The 16,995-nt window shown below is 66.3% G+C and carries 10 protein-coding genes and 1 tRNA gene; 7 read left to right on the top strand and 4 right to left on the bottom strand.

Translation table 11 applies throughout. The annotated features are described in order from the left end of the window. Nucleotides 1-147 precede the first annotated feature (147 nt). The 5 genes from HGB51_RS10185 (at nucleotide 148) to HGB51_RS10165 (ending at nucleotide 8,751) form a co-directional block, all read left to right on the top strand. Nucleotides 148-3,432, top strand: a complete 3,285-nt coding sequence (locus tag HGB51_RS10185) for a TIM-barrel domain-containing protein (RefSeq protein ID WP_246233539.1) — start codon at nucleotides 148-150, stop codon at nucleotides 3,430-3,432. Between the two features lie 135 nt (nucleotides 3,433-3,567). Continuing rightward, entirely contained in the window at nucleotides 3,568-6,555 is a 2,988-nt protein-coding gene (locus HGB51_RS10180) for a TonB-dependent receptor domain-containing protein (protein WP_070207095.1), read from the top strand. 24 nt (nucleotides 6,556-6,579) lie between these two features. Next, nucleotides 6,580-7,935, top strand: a complete 1,356-nt coding sequence (locus tag HGB51_RS10175) for a Gfo/Idh/MocA family protein (RefSeq protein ID WP_070207063.1) — start codon at nucleotides 6,580-6,582, stop codon at nucleotides 7,933-7,935. A gap of 124 nt (nucleotides 7,936-8,059) precedes the next feature. Beyond that, on the top strand, nucleotides 8,060-8,401 hold the full coding sequence (locus tag HGB51_RS10170; RefSeq protein ID WP_218084532.1) for a type II toxin-antitoxin system RelE/ParE family toxin: 342 nt from the start codon (nucleotides 8,060-8,062) through the stop codon (nucleotides 8,399-8,401). After that, nucleotides 8,398-8,751, top strand: coding sequence for a helix-turn-helix domain-containing protein (locus HGB51_RS10165; RefSeq protein WP_070207065.1), 354 nt, complete (start codon nucleotides 8,398-8,400; stop codon nucleotides 8,749-8,751). Before HGB51_RS10170 ends, HGB51_RS10165 begins: the two co-directional genes overlap by 4 nt. A 61-nt stretch (nucleotides 8,752-8,812) precedes the next feature. On the opposite strand, the gene HGB51_RS10160 is transcribed toward HGB51_RS10165, so the two are convergent. Beyond that, nucleotides 8,813-8,889: transfer RNA gene (locus HGB51_RS10160), tRNA-Arg, on the bottom strand. A gap of 162 nt (nucleotides 8,890-9,051) precedes the next feature. Here HGB51_RS10160 and ubiA point away from each other — a divergent pair. Beyond that, a complete protein-coding gene (gene ubiA, locus HGB51_RS10155; protein WP_070207066.1) occupies nucleotides 9,052-9,945 on the top strand; it encodes a 4-hydroxybenzoate octaprenyltransferase in 894 nt (297 codons plus the stop codon). A gap of 136 nt (nucleotides 9,946-10,081) precedes the next feature. Further along, on the top strand, nucleotides 10,082-11,473 hold the full coding sequence (locus HGB51_RS10150; protein WP_070207096.1) for a short-chain fatty acid transporter: 1,392 nt from the start codon (nucleotides 10,082-10,084) through the stop codon (nucleotides 11,471-11,473). Nucleotides 11,474-11,492: 19 nt separating this feature from the next. Here HGB51_RS10150 and HGB51_RS10145 read toward each other — a convergent pair whose 3' ends face one another. From HGB51_RS10145 to HGB51_RS10135, 3 genes are all read right to left on the bottom strand, one after another. Beyond that, on the bottom strand, nucleotides 11,493-14,336 hold the full coding sequence (locus HGB51_RS10145; protein WP_070207067.1) for a type I restriction endonuclease: 2,844 nt from the start codon (nucleotides 14,334-14,336) through the stop codon (nucleotides 11,493-11,495). A gap of 217 nt (nucleotides 14,337-14,553) precedes the next feature. After that, entirely contained in the window at nucleotides 14,554-16,050 is a 1,497-nt protein-coding gene (locus HGB51_RS10140) for an HsdM family class I SAM-dependent methyltransferase (RefSeq protein ID WP_171966803.1), read from the bottom strand. 107 nt (nucleotides 16,051-16,157) lie between these two features. Beyond that, entirely contained in the window at nucleotides 16,158-16,757 is a 600-nt protein-coding gene (locus HGB51_RS10135; protein WP_070207097.1) for a restriction endonuclease subunit S, read from the bottom strand. Between the last annotated feature and the right edge of the window lie 238 nt (nucleotides 16,758-16,995).

Genomic DNA, 16,995 nt, shown 5'->3' with positions numbered 1-16,995 from the left:
CTTTCGACAGCCTGCCCCATAGTCGGCCGCACTGGTTTCGGACACCCGCCTACCGCGGGCTTTGGGGGCGAAGTGGTTACCCGTTGTCGACGCACCGTACTGGCCATCGCGCTGCTTTCGTCCCTGTCGCTGGCGACCCTGCCTGCGATGGCCGCGCCGCTGGGCAATCTCGCCACGGTGCAGGCTGCGCCTGGAAGTGAGGCAACCGCCTGGAACCTCACTACCGACAATGGCATGACCGTGCGCGTGGACCTGCTGCGCACCGACCTGCTCCGCGTGCAGGCCAGCCGCACCGGCAAGCTGCAACCGGCGGGCGACAAGGCCGCGCCGATCGTGCTGCCGCAGCCCGCCGGCGCCGTGCCGTTCACCCTTGAGGAAGATGCCGCCGAGGTGCGCATCCGCACCGACGCGCTGGTGCTGCACATCCAGCGAAAGCCATTGCGGCTGGCATTGGACCGCCGCGAGGGCGGCAAGGACGTGACGCTGTGGCGCGAACTGCAACCGCTGGACCTGGATACCGCACAGAGCGTGCAGGTGCTCAGCAGCCAGCCGGACGAGCAGTTCGTCGGCGGCGGCCAGCAGAACGGCCGGTTCGCCTTCAAGGGGCGCGAACTTGAAGTGTCCTACTCCGGCGGCTGGGAAGAGGGCGACCGCCCCAACCCTGCGCCGATGCTGCTCAGCTCGCGTGGCTGGGGCATGCTGCGCAACACCTGGAGCGATGGCAGCTACGACCTGCGCCAGGCCGACCAGGCCACGCTGCTGCATCGCGAAGACCGCTTCGATGCTTATTACTTCGTCGGCGACGGTCTGCCCGCGCTGCTGGACCGCTACACCGCACTGACCGGTCGCGCCGCGTTGCTGCCGCGCTGGGCGTTCTCGTATGGCGATGCTGACTGCTACAACGACGGCGACAACATCAAGAAGCCCGGCAGCGTGCCCGAAGGCTGGAGCGATGGCCCCACCGGCACCACCCCGGACGTGGTCGACAGTGTGGCAAAGCAGTACCGCGCGCACGACATGCCCGGTGGCTGGATCCTGCCCAACGACGGCTACGGCTGCGGCTACAGGAACCTGCCGGAAACGGTGAAGGGCCTGGCCGGCTACGGTTTCAAGACCGGGCTGTGGACCGAGAACGGCGTGGACAAGATCGCCTGGGAAGTGGGCACCGCCGGTACCCGGGTGCAGAAGCTGGACGTGGCCTGGACCGGCAAGGGCTACCAGTTCGCGATGGACGCCAACCAATCCGCGTTCAACGGCATCCTGCACAACTCCGACTCGCGGCCGTTCCTGTGGACGGTGATGGGCTGGGCCGGCATCCAGCGCTATGCGGTCGCCTGGACCGGCGACCAGAGCAGCAGCTGGGACTACATCCGCTGGCACATTCCCACCTTGGTCGGCTCCGGCCTGTCCGGCATGGCCTACGCCAGTGGCGATGTGGATGCGATCTTCGGCGGCAGCGCCGAAACCTTCACCCGCGACCTGCAGTGGAAGGCGTTCACCCCCGTGCTGATGGGCATGTCCGGCTGGTCGGGCAGTGCGCGCAAGCACCCGTGGTGGTACGACGAGCCCTACCGCAGCATCAACCGCGACTACCTCAAGCTCAAGATGCGCATGACCCCGTACATGTACGGGCTGGCGCACGAGGCAGCCACCACCGGCGCGCCGATCCTGCGCGCGCTGATGTGGGACTACCCGCAGGATCCGAGTGCGTGGGACGAAACCTACAAGTACCAGTTCCTGCTCGGCCGCGACCTGCTGGTGGCGCCGGTGTACCGCAGCCAGGCCGCCAGCCGTGGCTGGCGACGTGACGTTCACCTGCCGCAGGGCCGCTGGATCGACTACTGGGACGGTCGCGCGCTGCAGGTGGGGGCGGAGGGCCGCACCCTGGACCGCCCGGTGGAACTGGCCACGATTCCTTTGTTCGTGCGCGCCGGTGCGATCGTGCCGATGTACCCGGAGATGCTGTACGACGGCGAGAAGCCGCTCGACGAAGTCACCTTCGACCTGTATCCGCAGGGCAGTTCGCAGTACACGCTGTACGAAGACGACGGCAACACCCGCCGCTACGAGAAGGGCGAGTCCAGCCAGCAGCAGGTGCGCATGCAGGCGCCTGAGCAGGGCAGTGGTCCGGTGCAGGTCAGCATCGACGGCGTGCGCGGCCAGTACCAGGGCCAGTTGGCGCAGCGCCGCTATGCGCTGCGCGTGCTGAGCCGGCAGCGCCCGACGGCGGTGAACCTCGACGGCCGCGCGCTGCCGCTGCTGGCCGACGCTGACGCGTGGAACGGGGCCAGCGAGGGCTGGTACTACGACCCTGCCGAGCGCAAGGGCACCGTGCATGTGCGCACCGCTGCAGTGGATATCCGCACGCCGCTGGCCTTCCAGCTCGATATTCCGCAGGCTGCGGCGCCCGCTGACGACGTCTTCCCCGCCGCGCCGGTGCTGGGCCGCGCGCTGCCCGCCGACAGCCTGCTGGTGGTCAACCGCCCGGCCGAAGAGCGCGGCTACGAACTGGAGAAGGCCTTCGACGACGACCCGGCCACCTGGTTCCGCACCGTGCGCAACCAGGCCGTGCGCACCGGCGCGCACGAATGGGTGATCGGCTTCGGCGAACGTCGCCTGGTCGACGGCATCGTGCTCGCGCCGCGCAACGACCAGCACTGGAAGAGTGGCCAGGTCCGCGACTACGAGATCTACCTGGCCGACACCAACGGCGAATGGGGTGAGCCGATCAAGCGCGGCCGCCTGGCACTCAAGCAGGACAAGCAGCAGATCGACTTCCCCGCGCACGCCGGCCGCCTGCTGCGCTTCCGCGTGCTCAGCGTGCAGAACCCGGAAGGCGACGGCGCCGCCGGCAGCGATCCGATGGTCACGGCCGCGCAGGGCAGCGTCGCCCGCGCGGTGGATGCACTGCAACCGCGCGACGTCGGGCCGATCACCCTCAGTACCTTCCAGATCCTGGAGCACCAGGTAGCCGAGCGTCCGGCGCAGCAGCGCTACATCTCCGAGCTGCCGTTGCCCGCCGCCGCCAACGCACAGGTGCGTGCCGACCTCGCCTTCCAGGGCGGCCAGCCGATGCGCATGAACGGCCTGCTGTTCCGCCGTGGACTGGGCGTGGGTCCGGCCAGCCGCATCGACCTGCAGTTGCAGGGCCAGTGGCGCCTGCTGCGTGCCGACCTCGGTATCGATGACGCCTGCCGCACCGCTGGTGGCATGCAGTTCCAGGTCTGGGGCGACGGTCGGCTGCTGTACGACAGCGGCCTGGTCAAGGCGCCGGGCGTGGTCAAACCCGAACTCGACATCCGCGGGCTGCAGAGCCTGAGCCTGCGCACCCTGGGCGCACAAGGCGCGCAGCCCACGCAGGTATGCGGCAACTGGGCCAACGCCGCACTGATCGGACAGGAGGGCGATACCGCCAGCATCGTATCGCCGTAACCCACCGCACTACGCGTCATACCACCTCACCCCACGGTTTCCCGACTTCGGCCTCATGGCCGAGGTGCGGGGAACTGTTGCCCGAAAAACCCCACCCTGGCAGCCCCACGCTGCGGAATGTACAAGGAGCCAACGATGTTGAACGCACGCCATCGCCGCATCCCCGCCACACCCTTGTCCGTCGCGCTGGGCCTTGCCCTGGCCGTGAGCGGCCCCGCGTTCGCGCAGGACGACGACACCGCCACCGACGCTAAGTCCAAAGCCAACGCCACCGAACTTGCGCGCGTGCAGGTCACCGGCTCCAACATCCGCCGCAGCGACGTTGAAACGTCTTCGCCGGTGCAGGTGATCAGCAAGCAGGACATCGAGAACATAGGCGCGCGCACGCTGCTGCAGGTGCTCGACAACCTGCCGGCGGCACGGCCCGGCCAGCAGGATTCGCGTTCGCTGTTCACCGGCTCCGACGGCGCCTCGCAGGCCAACCTGCGCGGTCTTGGCGCGCAGGGCACGCTGGTGCTGCTCAACGGTCGCCGCCTCTCGTACTACGGTGCGCCGGCCGGGTTCCAGACCCAGTTCGTCAACATCGACGCCATTCCCGCTGCCGCCATCGAACGCATGGAAGTGCTCACCGACGGCGCCTCTGCCGTATATGGTACCGACGCGGTGGCCGGCGTGATCAACGTGATCACCAAGCAGAGCTACCAGGGCGCGGAGGTCAACATCACCGCCGACCGTTCCTCGCGCATCGACTCCTATGGCGAACAGCAGGGCAGCATCACCGCCGGCTTCGGCGACCTCGACGAGGACCGTTACAACATCTACGCCTCGGTCAACCTGTACCGGCGCAACGCGATCCCGCTCAGCGACTTCTACGACAAGCGGCCCAGCCAGTACTACGTCAACAACCCGAACTACATCACCAACCTGCGCCTGGGTACCGGCAGCAAGCCGGGCGTGTTCAACCCGGGCAGCTACTTTGCGTTCGATCCGGTCACCGGTGCGAAAGTCCAGGAGGCCGCGCCCGGCTGCAACAACATCCTCACTACCGAAGCAGCGGGTCCGCGCTGCATCTGGGAAACGTGGATGAACAACGAGATCGACGCCGGCGCGAAGACCGAGCGCAACACCGTTTACCTCAACGGGCACTTCCTGCTGGGTGAGTCCACCGAGGCATTCGCCGAAGCCACCTACACCGACATCGACCTGACCGCCAATGGCGGCACGCCGCGCGCCTACAACACCACCACCGGCAATCCCACCAGCTGGTTCTCGCGCAACACCGGTACCACCGTCAACCAGTTCCTGTACCCGTACCTCGGCCCCAACAACGAGTACAACCTCGCCAGCCCGGAGCTCAAGGCGATGATGGGCGGCGTGGTAGGCCTGCAGTACCTGCTGCAGGACGTCGGTGCCAACCACTTCGGCCAGCGCAACACCGACCAGAGCTATCGTGTACTGGCCGGCCTGCGTGGCAGCCTGGGCGAAAACTGGAACTGGGAAACGGCCTTCGCCACCGCCGGCACCCACTCGGTGACCTACCAGACCACCAACGTGAACCTGGAAGGCTTCGAGCGTGCGTTCGGGCCCTACACCGTGGACCCGGGCACCGGGCGCGTGATCATCTCCGACCATCCGGCCTACCAGTTCGGCGTGATCAATGAGAAGAACGCGCAGCTGATCCGCGAAGCGTTCCCGACCTTCGACATCCAGTCCTGGACCCGCCTGCATACCCTGGACGGCAAGATCGAGGGACCGTTGTTCAGCATGCCTGCTGGCGACGTGCGCGCCGCATTCGGCTTCAATGCCACCCGCGAAACGTTCTACACGCCCGGCAACCCGGACGCGGCCAACGGCCTGATCACCCAGCAGGGCGGCTCGTGGTTCGATGGCAAGCGCAGTACCTATGCGCTGTTTGCCGAAGCCGTGGCGCCCCTGACCGACAAGCTGGAACTGGATGCGGCGCTGCGCGTGGACAAGTACCCCAACTTCAGCGCCAACCTCGCTCCGAAGATCGGCCTGAAGTACCAGGTGCTGCCGCAGCTGCTGCTGCGTGGCACGTACTCCGAGGGCTTCCGTGCCCCCAGCCTGGCTGAGGCCGGTACCGGTGGCGTGTTCGCCCAGCTGGGCGGCTTCCGTGATGAGATCCGCTGCGACGAGACCAATGCCATCGCCAACCTGCTGCGCCAGTCCAGCCGCAGCGGCGACGTGGAGCTGGGCAACTCGCTGCTCAACAGCGACTGCAGCCGCACCGTGGCGCGCATGACCCAGCCCAACCCGGACCTCAAACCGGAAAAGGCGAAGATCTCGACGCTGGGCTTTGTCTACGAGCCGGCCAGCTGGATGTCGATCTCCGCCGACTACTGGTTCATCTATCGCCGCAACGAGATCGCTGCACCCGACTACAGCAAGGAAGAAGACATCCAGTCGATGACGCGCTCGCCGATCACCGACGCGGACCGCGCCAACCAGGCGGCGCTGGCGGCCATGTGCGCCGATCCCGCCAGTGGCGTGAGTTGCCCGACCACGCTGCCGGGCTACAGCGTGGGTAACGTCTCCAGCGTGGTGGGTCAGTACAAGAACCAGGGCCGCACGCTGGTTGACGGCTTCGACATCGACGCACGCAGCCGCTTCTCGCTGGGCGACTGGGGCTCGATGAACATCGGCGTGGCGGCGACCATCGCGCGGCGCAAGGAGACCTACACCGGCGATGAACTGCGCTGGTACTACGGCAACACCATCGGCTACTACGGCAATCCCCGACTGCGCGCCACCTTCAACGCGGACTGGAACTACAAGCAGGTCACCACGAGCTTCTTCATAAACTACGTGGGCACCACCAAGTGGGCGTGGGACCAGATCGATGCGGAAGACAACAACCCGGAAACCTGCACGGCCGGCTACCTGCCGGTGAACCCGGCCCAGTGCGACGGCGTGCCGTCGTGGTGGACCGCCAACCTCAGCGTCGGCTGGCGCCCGGACGACCACTGGAGCCTGGGCTTCACGGTCAAGAACCTGTTCAACCGTCTGCCGTTCTACGACCCGAACAGCTTCCTGGGTGACTCCAGTGACTATGCCAGCATCTTCGGCCGCAGCTACAGTCTGCAGGTCGGCTACAAGTTCTGATTGTTCCAACGGGAGTATCGTTCCATGAAACGTAGGGAATTCATTGCGGCCAGTGCGGCCCTGGCCGCCACCAGCCTGTTGCCGGAAACCCCGGCCTGGGCCCGCGGGCGTACGCTGCGGCTGGGCCTGATCGGCACCGGCATGCGCGGCCAGGTGCTGCTCAAGGAGCTGGTGCGTCGCGACGACGTTGAAGTGGTCGCGCTGTGCGACATCGAACCGATCATGCTCAAGAAGGGCATGGACATGGTGGCGAAGGCAGGCAAGCCTGCACCCAAGGCCTACGGCCAGGACGGCGACCGCAATGCCTGGAAGCGCCTGCTCGAGCAGCGCGGCCTGGACGGCGTGATCATCGCCACCCCGTGGGAATACCACGCCCCGATGGCGATTGCCGCCATGCAGGCCAAGGTGGCTGTGGGCTGCGAAGTGGTGGCCGGCATCACCCTGCAGGACCACTGGGACGTCCTCAAGACCCAGCTCTCCACCGGCACGCCGTACATGCTGCTTGAGAACGTCTGCTACCGCCGCGACGTGATGGCCGCGCTGCAGATGGTGCGCAAGGGCGTGTTTGGTGAACTGGTGCACCTGCAGGCCGGTTACCAGCACGACCTGCGCGGGGTGAAGTTCAACTCCGGCGATCCTTCCCAGCCGTACGACAGCGGCGTGGAGTTCGGTCCCAATGCCTGGTCCGAAGCGCGCTGGCGCACCCAGCACTCGGTGGACCGCAACGGCGAGCTTTACCCCAGCCACGGCATCGGTCCGTGTGCCATGTACACCGGCATCAATCGCGGCAACCGCTTCACCCACATCAACGCGTTCGCCAGCAAGTCGCGCGGGTTGCATGAGTACACCGTGGCCAAGAGTGGCGGCACCACCCACCCCAGCACCAAGGTGAAGTTCAAGCTGGGCGACATCGTGACCACGACCCTGGCCTGCGAGAACGGCGAGACCATCCTGCTGCAGCACGACACCTCGTTGCCGCGCCCGTACTCCATGGGCTTCCGCGTGCAGGGCACCAAGGGCCTGTGGATGGACGTCAACCAGTCCATCCACATCGAAGGCCGCAGCCCGCCGCACAAGTGGGAAGCGTTCCAGACCTACCAGGATCAGTACGAACATCCGCTGTGGAAGCAGCACGCCGACACCGCCGCCAGCGCCGGCCATGGCGGCATGGACTGGTTCGTGATCCACGCGTTCGTCGAATCGCTCAAGGCCAAGGCCCCGATGCCGATCGACATCTACGACGCGATCACCTGGAGTGCGATCACCCCGCTGTCCGAGCAGTCCATCGCCAACAGCTTCCAGACGTTGGAGTTCCCGGACTTCACGGCAGGTCTGTGGAAGCAGCGAAAGCCGATCTTTGCGTTCGACGGGACGTATTGATCGGCCGCCGCCCGGTGCAACCGCCGGGCGGCCATATTACCTGCAAAGTGTACTTATTTATGTACACTCGGGTATACTGACCCCGTTGCCTTCCATCGGCAACGTCATGTCAGCAGGGACGTGCGTGAAGGCGATCTTGGATGTGAAGTTCTATCGTTCGGCCTCCGGTGACGAGCCCGTCCGGAGTTGGCTCAAGGATGAGGTGTCGGCCGATGCGCGCAGGGGAATCGGCGGAGACATCAAGACTGTCCAGCTGGGGTGGCCATTGGGCATGCCCCTGGTAAGAAAGATGGATGAACGGCTGTGGGAAGTACGCAGCTCATTCCCAGAAGGTGTTGCACGGGTCATGTTCACCACCCTGCAACGGGACATGGTGCTGTTGCACGGGTTCGTAAAGAAGTCCCAGAAGACTCCAAAGTCAGATTTGGAACTGGCGAAGAAGCGCCGGGATGAGGTAATCAAATGAGCAGGAACAAACACGTTGGATCAAGTTTTGATGACTTCCTGGAGTCCGAAGGGCTGCTGGAAGAGTCTGAGGCGTTGGCTGTCAAACGTGTGATTGCGTGGCAGGTCGCTGAGGCGATGAAAGCTGGCAATGTCAGCAAGGCTACGTTGGCCAAGCGAATGCACACCAGTCGTTCACAACTGGATCGCGTGTTGGATGAAGCCGACACCGGGCTCACGCTCGATACGCTCAGCCGCACGGCGACTGCGTTGGGCTATCGAATCAAAGTCGATCTGGTTGCACCCGATGTGGTTGTAGCCAAGACGCAAGTCACAAAACGCAGAAAGAGCGCCGTCGGTCAGGTGGCCTGAGTCAAAGCAGCACCACGCGGGCCGAAGCACTGCGCGTTTGAAACTGTCTGCAAAGATCAAATGGCGCGCCCGGAGGGATTCGAACCCCCGACCAATGGCTTCGGAAGCCACTACTCTATCCGGCTGAGCTACGGGCGCGTTGTAGGACCGCCGCGCCACCGGCAAGCCGGGGCGGGCATCGCAGCGCCATGAGGCGGTGCGGGACGGGCATTCTATCCGTAAACGCGGCGCAGGTCTGCCCCCTCGGGCCAATCGCGTCGCAGCGCACCCCGTCGGGGGGCTTGGCGGTATCCTTTACGCATGGCTTACGAACGTTTTGACGCCCCCGCCGGCGCTCCGCCGTCGCGTTGGGGCCAGTACTGGAAACTGATGCGCGCCGATCGCCCGATCGGCACCCTGCTGCTGCTGTGGCCCACGTGGTGGGCGCTGTGGTTGGCTGCCGGCGGCCTGCCGCCGCTGTGGATCCTGTTCGTGTTCACCGCCGGGGTCTGGCTGACGCGTTCGGCCGGCTGCGTGATCAACGACTACGCCGACCGCTGGCTGGACCCGCACGTCAAGCGCACCAAGGACCGCCCGCTGGCCAGTGGGCGCGTGTCCGGGCGCGAGGCGCTGGTGCTGTTTGCCGGGCTGATGCTGGTGGCGTTCGCGCTGGTGCTCACCCTGAACGCGCTGACCATCGGCATGAGCTTCATCGGCATCTTCCTGGCCGCCAGCTATCCCTACCTCAAGCGCTATACCCACCTGCCGCAGGTGTACCTGGGCATGGCGTTCGGCTGGGGCATCCCGATGGCGTTCGCCGCCATCCAGGGCGAAGTGCCGGTGGTCGGCTGGCTGCTGTACGGCGCCAACATCCTGTGGTCCACCGCGTATGACACCTGGTACGCCATGGTCGACCGCGACGACGACCTGAAGATGGGCTCGCACTCCACGGCCATCCTGTTCGGCGACCTGGACCTGGTCATCCAGGGCATCCTGTACGCGCTGTTCCTGGGCACCATGGCGATGGTCGGCATGCGAAGCGGGCTGGGGCTCTACTACTGGCTGGGCGTGGCCGTGGCCGCCGGGCTGATTGCGTACGAATTCTGGATCGCCCGCAAGCGCGAGCGCGACACCTGCTTCAAGGCCTTCCTGCACAACAACTGGGTGGGTGCGGCGTTGTTCGTGGGTATTGCCGCAGCGCTGGCCCTGGGCTGAGGGTCACCCGGGCAGGGCCCGGGTGCTACCAATAGGTCACAGACAGCACCGTCGACCTCCTGCACACTGCCCGCCATTGAACCTGGGAGGGTAGGGCATGGCCACTACGGCATCGGCAGCAACGCAGGACGGCTGGATGGCGCGCGCGGCGCTGCGTTCGGCGGCATGGGCAGAAAAGTGGTTCCCCGACGCCTACGTGTTCGCGGTGCTGGGCGTGGTGATCGTGGCGCTGGCCGCCATGGGTTTCGGTGCCACCCCGCAGGCGACCGCCAAGGCCTTCGGCGACGGCTTCTGGAGCCTGATTCCCTTCACCATGCAGATGGCCTTCGTGGTCATCGGTGGCTATGCGGTGGCCACCGCGCCGGTGGTGGCACGTTTCATCGAGCTGCTGGCCCGGGTGCCGCGCACCGGCCGGGGCGCGGTGGTGTACGTGGGCCTGGTCAGCATGCTGGCCTCGCTGCTCAGCTGGGGGTTCTCGCTGGTGTTCGGCGGGCTGCTGGTGCGCGCACTGGCCCGCCGCGAAGAACTGCACATGGACTACCGCGCAGCCGGTGCCTCGGCGTACCTGGGTCTGGGGGCGGTATGGGCGATGGGGCTCAGCTCCTCGGCCGCGCAGCTGCAGGCCAACCCGGCCAGCATGCCGCCCGGCCTGGTGGAGATCACCGGCGTGCTGCCCTTCACTGAAACCATCTTCCTGTGGCAGTCGATCGCGCTGACGGCCGCGCTGATCCTGGTCTCGCTGCTGATCGCGTGGCTGACCGCACCGGGCCCGGCGACGGCACGCACCTCGCGCGACTTTGCCGGCGCGGCCGAGGCCGAACCGGAGCCACTTCAGCCGCGTACGCGTGCCGGCGAATGGCTGGAGTACAGCCCGCTGCTCACCGTGCTGCTTTCGCTGCTGGCCTTTGGCTGGTTGTTCAGCGAGTTCGCCAGCAAGCCGGTGGTCACGGCCATTGCCAACCTCAACACCTACAACTTCCTGTTCATTTCGCTGGGCCTGCTGCTGCACTGGCGCCCGCGCAGCTTCCTCAACGCGGTGGCCAAAGCCGTGCCCAGCACCACCGGCGTGCTGATCCAGTTCCCGCTGTATGGCGGCATCGCCATGATCCTTACCCACGCCGTGGGCAGTGGCGGCGAAACCCTCGCGCACCGCCTGTCCACCGTGTTCGTGCATATCGCCACCACCGACACCTTCGCGCTGGTCATGGGCATCTACTCGGCGGTACTGGGGTTCTTCGTGCCCTCCGGCGGTGGCAAGTGGATCATCGAAGCGCCCTATGTGATGCAGGCGGCCAATGAGCTGAAGGCGCACCTGGGCTGGGCCGTGCAGGTCTACAACGCCGCCGAAGCCCTGCCGAACCTGATCAACCCGTTCTGGATGCTGCCGCTGCTCGGCGTGCTGGGCCTCAAGGCGCGCGACATTGTCGGCTTCACCTTTATCCAGCTGCTGGTGCACATCCCGTTGGTGCTGGGCCTGCTGTGGGTGCTCGGAATGACCCTGACCTATGTCCCGCCGGTAATGCCGTAGGCGGTCCCGGCCGCCGGGCTCACCCCGGCGGCCAGTCATGCGCGCGCGCGAGGACTGCGTGCAGCACGGCCTGCACCTGGGTTTCCTTCAGGTGCCGGCGCAGCAGGGGTTCCAGCCGATCGCGCAGGTGTTCGTGGAACAGGATGCGGGGGCCGGCGTGCGCTTCGGCCACCACCACGTCGATCAGGGCGCCCATGGAAATGCGGTCGGCCTGGTGCCGGGTGGCGCCGAACAGGCCTTCCAGTACTGCCAGGCCGCGTGACGGTGCACAGCCGCCGCTGCCACCGTGCAGTGACACCTGCCGCGTGGCTTCGAATGCCTGCAGCGCGTCCAGTCGCATCTGGCCGGCGGGGCTCAGCAGTATCTGGCTCAGGTTGTAGCGCGCCTGCTCGATCAGATGCGGTTCTTCACCGGTCTGGCCGAGCTGGTGACGCAGGCGGGTGTACATCTCGTTGGACTGCTGTCTTCCTGCCGGGTCGCTCTGCTCAACCGGAGCGAATACCTGGTAGTCCAGCGGCTCCTCGTGCACTGCCGGTGCGCGCTCGCGTGCCCAGTGCCGCACGCGCAGGTCCTCGGGGTTGAAGCGGTCCTCTTCCAGCGCCAGTTGGCTGACCGCGTCGCGCAATACCGAGTAGCGATGCAGGGTGCTGCGGTAGCGCGCACTCACTGCGGCCTGTTCACCGGTGAACGCGGCTTCCGACGCGATTGCCACCTGAAGCCTCTGGCCGAACTCCGTGACGCGACGATGCAGCAGGTCACGCCGGCGCCGGTTCAGGTCGATGTCGTCGCCATGCGTGCCCAGCGTCCACTCCGGCGCGAGGTGATCGCGGCAGGCGTGGAAGTTCTCCTCTGCACGTTCGGGCAACAACCCCTGCAGGCGCCGATCATCCCCCGCCAGCGCGTCGCGGTTGACCTGCACCGAGCCGGGCAACCACTCCTGTCCGGCCGCGTCATTCATCCCGCTGGCATGGAAGTCCACGACCAGTGCGGCGCGCTTGTCCGGGTGGGGGGCATTGATCAGCCCCACCGCGCGCAGCCGCTCGGGGTCCGACAGCGGGCGGTCCACGTACAACAGGCCCAGCCGCGCGTCCTGCGACGCCGGGAGATCGCCATGTGCAATCACCAGCTCCACCTGCGGCGAAATGCCTTCCCATGCCCGCTGCGTGGGCAGGCCTCGACTGTCGTAGCCGGTCAACTGGGTCTGCAGGCGCCCATCGGCATGGAGCGCACGCTGGTAGTCCTCTGCTTCCTTCGGCGTCTCCACCAGCAGCGTGCCCCGCAGGTTGCGCTCTGCCACGCGAACAACGCCGTGGAAGTGCTGGCTGATCGCCGTGGCCACCTGTGCCTGACGCAGCTCGCCAGGGCTAGCCTCGGAATCCGCTGGCATGTCGCGGCTGAGTACCGGGAAGATCGCTCCGCCATCGCGCCACGCCGGCACCACCACGCCATCAGCCACCGCATGCTCCGGCGGGTAGTGGTACAGCGGAGCGCCGGGGTCCAGGTCCGCCGAGGGCAGCAGGATGGGCTGCGAGCTCAACGTGAGCCACGTTGAACGCGGCAGACAGCGACGCAGACGGCGCAGCAGGGCAGGCGGGCTCTCCCAGAAATTTGCGTCGACCACGAGCAGGATCTCGGTACCAGCCTCTTCCGCAGGCGTCGGCGGGGCGGCCTTGCGTCCCCAGCCGCGAAACACCCGTAGCGGAACCTCATGTGGCGAGCTGGCATGGCCGGCCAGGAACTCGGTGAGCTGGTCGGACGCCTGCGGGCCCGTCCTGCGCTTGTGGTCCTGTGGCGCCGGGGTGGGGCGGGCCACCGGCAGCAGTATGCGCAGCCCTTCGAACTCGGGATCCGCGCGCAACGCGTGCAGCAGCCAGTATCGTGCGCGCTGCAGCCCGCTGCCGGCGGCAAGGCACAGCTGTCCGCCGCCCCGCCTTCCGGCGGCATCGCGGCTGCGCAGCGCCTGCAGCGCATGCTGCACGGCAAAGAACTGCCCAGGGCGCGCCACATAGCGCCGCCCATGCGCGCCGGAGCGGAGGAAGCCGCGCAGCAGTTGCAGGAACCGCTGCGGCCCCAGCACACCGCGCAGTAGCTCGGCATGCGCGGCCCACGGCGGGTCCAGCGCTACCTCGGCGAAGGGCACCGGACGGTCGCGCAACTGGCCCTCCGTCTCGCGGCTCCAGCCATGTTCCCGCCAGCGCATCCAGCCATGGGCGGGCGTGCCCACGCTGGCATAGCAGCCGCCGCGCCGGTCCAGGCACAGCAGCAGTTGCGCGTGCAGCGCTGGCCGATGGGACACAAAGGCGGTCTTGCCACGCCACAGGTGGGAAATCCCGGCAGCGGCGGTGCCCCAGCGCTTCTCGCGGTCGCGCTCCACGCACGCCAGCACGACCAACGGAATGCCATTGACGTACCCGACCAGCTCGCGGATGTCGGGATCGAGGGGATCGGGGTATGGCTCCGCATCGGCCACGTCCCAGTGGTTGCGCTGCACATGTTCCCAGTCGATCAGCGGAACCAGCACCTCGGTGCTGCTTCCATCCGGCAGCTGTTGCACCGTACGCGCGCCTTCCACCAGCAGGCGATGTACGGTTGCGCTGGATGCCTCCCAGTCAAGGCTGTGGCAGCAAGAGTCCACCGTGGAAATGATCTCGTGGACGCCCTGCGGCGAAAGCGGCAGCAGCTCGCCGTTGCGCTCGAAGCGGAAGCGCCGCAGCCACGGCAGCAGGCGGTTCTCGAGCAGCGTGCTTTCGGCGAGTCCGCGAAGCGGCCTCAGCTCGCGTGCTTCCAGGTAGTTCCAGCCAAGCCGACGCAACCAGCCCAGTACCGAGTGGCGAACGCCAAATCTGCCGTGGTTGATGCTCATGCGAGCACCACGGAGAGACAGGGACGGAGACGTGTGTCCGCGACGACGAAAGTGAGGTGGGCGATGTTCATGCGGACAGTGTGTTCGATCACATCCATCTCACACTGTGTGCATCATTCCGAATCATGCGTTCGATGTGCAGAAGACGGAACGCATTCTCAATCCATTTTCGAAATGGGATAGAGAACGCCAATCGGTCGCACCCGAGCGCGTCGTTTCAGGCCAGCTTCGAGAACTCGCGCTCCAGCGCGTCCAGCTCTGCGTTCAACTCCTGCTGGATCGCTGCGAATGTCGCTTCCAGCGCTGCACGCCGCGAGCGCAACGTTGCCAGGTCGGTAGCAGCGGTAGCCGGTACCGGCCGCACGTAACGCGCAATGCTCAGGTTGCCGTGGTTGGCGGTGATCTCATCGAACCGTGCCAGATGCGCCAATCCTGGCGCGCTTGTGCGCTTTGCGCAAAGGCGATGCAGCGTGTCTGCTGCCTCCATGCCCAGGCGCGGACCGCGCTTGCCTGCAGTGGACAGCCGGCGGGCGTCGATGAACAGCACCGCTTCGTCCTTGCGCGCCCTGCGCAGCACCAGCAGCGCGGTCGCCACCGACGACCCGGCGAACAGGCGGTCGGGCAGCCCGATCACGGTTTCCACCAGATTGGCATCCAGCCACGCCTGGCGGATCCGGGCTTCCTCGCCGTCGCGGAACAGCACGCCGTGCGGCACCACCACCGCCATGCGGCCGCGCTGTGGATCCAGCGTGGCCAGCATGTGCTGGATCAGCGCCGCGTGCGCCCACTGGCGGGGCGCGGTGCCGTGCAGGAAGCGCAGGTACGGGTCGTGCGCAGCCTGCGCGGACACCCATTTGAGGTGCAGCGGCGGGCAAGCCAGCGCCACGTGGAAGCGCTGCAGGCGACCGTCTTCCAGCAGCGGATCCTCCAATGCGTCGCGCGAGCGGAGGTGTGGGTTGTCGCTGCCATGCAGGAGCAGGCGAAGGCGGGCAACAGCACACAGCAGCGGGTCGGCCTCCTGCCCATACAACGGGTAGCGGTAAGCCGGACTGGCCTCGGCGCCCGCCTTGCGCATCCGACGTGAGGCCGCCAGCAGCAACGTGCCCTGCCGGCAGATGGGGTCGTACACAGACTCGCGGGCGTCCGGATCAGTGAGCGCTGTCATCAACCAGGCCAACGCACCCGGTACCTGGCCCGCCTCGACCGGGCCGCGCCCGGCCACCGGGCGCTCCAGCAGACCTTCCACCGCATCGCTGATGCAGACATTTCCAAAGCCGGGGTGCCCACGGAAATTCAGCGCCGGCAGGGCAAGGCGTTCCAGCAGGTGCAGCAGCACCTCGTCGCGGCGGGTTTCATCTGAAGGCAGCGCATCGCCCAGCTGCAGCGCGGGGAAGATGCCGCCCAGCTTGCGCGGATTGGCCAGCGTGAACACTCGCAGCGCCGTCATCACCCGCAGCCCGTTGCCCTGCGCGTGGCGTTGCCGGTACAGCGTCTCGAACCGCGCATGCGCCGGCACGCAGAACGGCACGGAACGCAGCCGATCGAACGGCGCCTGTGCAGAGGGTGGGGTGCAGGCCTGGTGCGCGTCGCTGGCCAGCTTGAGCAGCAGCAGGGACAGGGTCAGATGCGTGTCGGCATCGGGACGCCTGACCTCGCCAAGAGCATCACGCGCATGGACCAGGGCGGCGAGGGTGGCCGGAGTTTCTGTTGTCATCATCGCGTGTACGGAGTGATCGGTTCGCCGACTCTACACCCGGATTCTTAATATCGGAAAACGCGATATTTCCCGATAAATCATGGGCATAACTGTGCATCACCGGGTCAGGTAGAGACGCCGCGGAGGAGGCGTTCCGCATAGCGGGAGACCTCTTCGGTGCGCGCTGCGATCAACTGCTCACAGTGGGATCGTTCAAGCAGTGCTGCTCTGGCGATGGTCACGATGCGCTGCTGATGGAGAAGCGGCGGCAGCCTCATCCGCAGGTCCTCAACAGACTTCTTCCGAAGGCTCTGCTGACGTGATCCGGCCGATTGCCTGTGTAAATGCTCCCGGGCCGACGACTGGTTCAACTGCCAAGCGATGAACGCAGGCAGCGTCCTGGCCAGGTCAGCTACCCGGATCACGTAAAGGTGCGGGCTGCACACCGTGTTCTCCGGTGGGTGGGTGAGCAGCGCTGCCACGGGGCGACTACCCCGTGCAGCGAGTACCACGTCCCCATCTTTCACCCAGTCCGGGGCTTTTCGGTTGCTCAGATGCGTGCGCATCAGCTCATGCACATCGTCCATGCCATTCACACCGACGTTCTTCAACTGGATGACCCGCACCGATCCATCCTCGGCTGCTCTGATCGCTCCGCGAAAAGGATGTCCCTGGCGGATGCTGGCGATGTCTCCCAGCCGTGCGATGGTGTGTGAGGTGTTCATCGCAGGGAACATGCGCGGCACCCCGAGAGGCGTCAACGCGCGTATCTGCACCATTTCAAATGATGCGAATTCAGGTGCTGGAACTGGAACGTGTTTGGCGCTTTACTGATAGGGCCTGTGAAATTGCTTTCCCGAATGCCAAAGACGGCATCAATCGGACTTCGATAGGTTGCGCAAATCGAAGGGAGGCAAATCCGCACACGGGTGCGTGTTCATGCTTCTGACTGCGCCGGAAAGC

Origin of the sequence: Stenotrophomonas bentonitica (assembly GCF_013185915.1) — a bacterium.
Taxonomy (GTDB): Bacteria; Pseudomonadota; Gammaproteobacteria; order Xanthomonadales; family Xanthomonadaceae; genus Stenotrophomonas; species Stenotrophomonas bentonitica.
Note: the sequence above shows the minus strand (reverse complement) of the source record. Positions and strands in the feature narration are given on the sequence as shown.